The following is a 2,391-nucleotide window of genomic DNA, read 5'->3' on the forward strand; positions in this document are numbered from 1 at the left end:
TGGGGTGCTATACTTTTTCTATTGTAATAGAAAAAGATGGATATACAATGCGAAAAGTTTTTCAAATTATTCATTTAGGAGAATGTATTCCATTATGTTATTAATTAATAGAGAAGATCCGTCCTTTCAAAGAACACAAAAAATTATCAATAAGTTAAAAACTAATAAAGTGAACTTTAATGCGAATTCAAATATTCATCAGTATGTAAGCAAAGAAGACTTGGATATAATGAAAGAATGTGTTGAGGAATTATTTTCCGCAATGTTTGAAGTAATGCTTCTTGATACTAAAAATGATCCAAATTTAATTAATACACCTGAGCGCATTGCGAAAGTATATATTGATGAGGCCTTGAGCGGACGTTTTCATCCAGCACCAGACATGACCGCTTTTCCTAATGAATCTAAAGAGACACAGATATGTAGTGTCGGTCCTATGGAAATTAAAACATTATGTAGCCATCATTTTTTACCAATAACCGGACATGTTTATATTGGTATCGTATATGATAAAACTGTACTGGGATTGTCAAAGTTTAGTCGTATTATTGAGTGGATAGCATCTCGCCCACATATTCAAGAACAAGCTGGTATATTAATAGCTGATTTTATTGAGGAACATGTTAAACCACTTGCTTTGTGTGTTTACATAAAGGCCAAACATCATTGTATGTTTTGGCGGGGGATTAAATCCGAAGGTACCGTGTTTACTACCATAATTAAACGTGGTGAATTTCTGAAAAAAGAATCATTATTCTCTGAGTTTATGCAGACTGTTGACAAACATATACAGGAATAAACGATATGCACGAAACATCCTATCAGACCCATTTTAATGCCGCGCGCCATGTTATATTTTCCAATGAGCCCGTTGGGGAAGATGGAAACTTGAGTGGTTACCGTTATACAGTGCAAGTCAAATGCTTATCATGTGATCAAGATAAACCGACTGATATGACTATTATAAAGAATATAATAAACGTAACATTAAAAAACCATTTTGATCATGCCTTAATTTTAGCTTTTGATGATCCTATTATTGATCGAATCTTTGAGGTAACTATGCGAGATAAAATGTTGGGAGGTACTAAATTCTCACAAGGTGATGCTTGGTATGGTAAATCGGAGGTGGGCAAAGTGGCTGTATTACCTTATGCACCTATATCCGAAAATTTAGCAAGATTTTTCTTCAAGAAATTAACCCTATCTGTTAATCAATTGGCACCAATTGATTTTAGACTGGCTTCAGTTAAAGTTTGGGAAACACCCAACTGGTGTTCAGAGTATCCTGTTAACTAATAAGATAAAATGAATTATGAAAGCAATAATAATCAATAAATATGGCGCCACTAGTGAGCTGGTTATGGCTAATATTAATAGACCTCAACCAGGCAGAGGTCAGGTTTTAATAAAGACCAAGGCAATTAGCATCAATCCTATTGATTATAAAACTCGGCAAGGAAGCGGTATTGCATTCTTACTAAAAGATAAATTTCCTAAAATTCTAGGATGGGATGTGGCTGGCATAGTGGACGTCGTCGGGCTTGGTGTTACAAATTTTTCTAAAGGTGATTGTGTCTTTGGTATGCTAAGGTTTCCAGATGAGTCTGCTTGTTATGCAGAATATGTTGTAGCAGATGTAAATGAGATTGCGGCTGTTCCTTCCGATATAAGTATGATTGAAGCAGCAGCGACGACATTAGCTGCGTTAACTGCATTGCAGGCTTTAACTCAAATGAAAGTTCAGCCCGGAAGAACTATTTTGATCCAAGCCGCAGCAGGCGGTGTAGGACATTTTGCAGTACAGCTAGCAAAATTATATCGGCTTCGTATTATTGCAACTGGATCAAAGAATAATCGCGATTATGTAATGAGTTTGGGTGCTGATCACTACATAGATTATCAGGACACTAATGCCTTTTCCAATATTGTGGATGGATCAATTGATTATGTGATTGATGGCATAGCGGGGAAAGTAGGTGCTGATACAATTAAATTAGTTTCACACGACGGAATAATTTGTATTTTACCTGTAGAGCATGCTGAGCCTGTATTAGAAAAAGCAGAAATGCTGGGTATTAAGGTTATTTTATTCCGTGTTACACCTAGCTCATCAGATATGCTAACATTAGCAACTTACCTAGCAAGAAAACAGTTAATCCCCAAGACAGAGCATACTTTTGACTTCTCCGATACTGCTATTCAACATGCACACAAAATTATTGAGAAGGGTCATATTTCAGGAAAGATTGTAATAACTATTTAGAAGCTGTCCGAAAGTGATACCCCGTACTAAAACTGGACACTCAATTAAGCGACTTTTTGCTGTTCATAATGCAGTGGGCTTTGATACCCAATTGCACTATGCCTTCTTGTTCGATTGTAATCAAC

The 2,391-nt window shown here is 36.1% G+C and carries 3 protein-coding genes; all 3 read left to right on the forward strand.

Annotated features, from left to right (window positions below):
• The coding region (gene folE / locus L2764_RS26785) for a GTP cyclohydrolase I (protein ID WP_248943383.1) at positions 1 to 799 on the forward strand (799 nt) is incomplete at its 5' end.
• 5 nt (positions 800 to 804) lie between these two features.
• Positions 805 to 1,299: a 6-carboxytetrahydropterin synthase gene (locus L2764_RS26790; protein WP_248943384.1), complete on the forward strand. Its 495-nt coding sequence runs from the start codon at positions 805 to 807 to the stop codon at positions 1,297 to 1,299.
• A 16-nt stretch (positions 1,300 to 1,315) separates the two neighbouring features.
• A complete protein-coding gene (locus L2764_RS26795; protein WP_248943385.1) occupies positions 1,316 to 2,266 on the forward strand; it encodes an NADP-dependent oxidoreductase in 951 nt (316 codons plus the stop codon).
• The last annotated feature ends 125 nt before the right edge of the window (positions 2,267 to 2,391 follow it).

Source organism: Shewanella surugensis (genome assembly GCF_023284005.1).
Classification (GTDB): domain Bacteria; phylum Pseudomonadota; class Gammaproteobacteria; order Enterobacterales; family Shewanellaceae; genus Shewanella; species Shewanella surugensis.

Bases quoted from the DNA above. Each gene is read 5' to 3' on its own strand.
- L2764_RS26790 (WP_248943384.1), top strand. From the start codon at position 805: ATGCACGAAACATCCTATCAGACCCATTTTAATGCCGCGCGCCATGTT.
- L2764_RS26795 (WP_248943385.1), top strand. From the start codon at position 1,316: ATGAAAGCAATAATAATCAATAAATATGGCGCCACTAGTGAGCTGGTT.